This window comes from Xanthomonas populi (assembly GCF_002940065.1).
In the GTDB taxonomy this organism is placed as follows: Bacteria; Pseudomonadota; Gammaproteobacteria; order Xanthomonadales; family Xanthomonadaceae; genus Xanthomonas; species Xanthomonas populi.
On sequence record NZ_MDEJ01000311.1, the window covers coordinates 1 to 636 of the forward strand.

2 protein-coding genes are annotated in these 636 nt (G+C 67.1%); both read left to right on the forward strand.

Annotation, left to right across the window (positions count from 1 at the left end; genetic code table 11):
• Window positions 1-447, forward strand: a 447-nt coding sequence (locus tag XpopCFBP1817_RS21045) for a tyrosine-type recombinase/integrase (protein ID WP_244171301.1), incomplete at its 5' end; no start/stop codon positions are given.
• Window positions 448-455: 8 nt separating this feature from the next.
• The coding region (locus XpopCFBP1817_RS21050) for a DUF4158 domain-containing protein (protein ID WP_128418503.1) at window positions 456-636 on the forward strand (181 nt) is incomplete at its 3' end.

Below are 636 nucleotides of genomic sequence, written 5' to 3' on the forward strand. Positions count from 1 at the left end.
CTGCCGCACAGCAAGAGCGATCGCCAGCACGCCGGCACCACCTACAAGGTCCCGGCGCTGTCGCGCTGGTGCCCGGTGGCTGCGACGTCGCGCTGGATCGCGGTGGCCGCGTTGACCGACGGCCCGGTGTTCCGTGCAATCGACCAGTGGGGTGGTCTCGCCCACACCGCCTTGCACCCCAATAGTCTGGTGCCGCTGCTCCGGCGCATCTTCGGTGAGGCCGGCTTGGCGTCACCGAATACCTACAGTGGGCATTCGTTGCGGCGCGGCTTCGCCGGCTGGGCCAACGCCAACGGCTGGGACGTGAAGGCCCTGATGGAATACGTCGGCTGGCGCGATGTGCACTCGGCGATGCGTTACATCGATGGGGGCGATCCTTTCGCACGCCGGCGCATCGAAGCCAGTCTGCCGGAAGCGCCCGCGCTGCCAAGGCCTGCAACGACCTGAGGGGCTGGATGGCGTCGATCGAACGGACCGCATACCCGCAGTTCAAGCGCAACCCGGTCGTCCGCGAACTGGTTACGGCCTACACGCCAACCGACGCTGAGGTGGCCTTCGTTGCCGAGTACACCCGGCAGCCTGCGCACCGCCTGACGCTGACGATCCTGCTCAAGACCTTCCAACGGCTGGGGTATT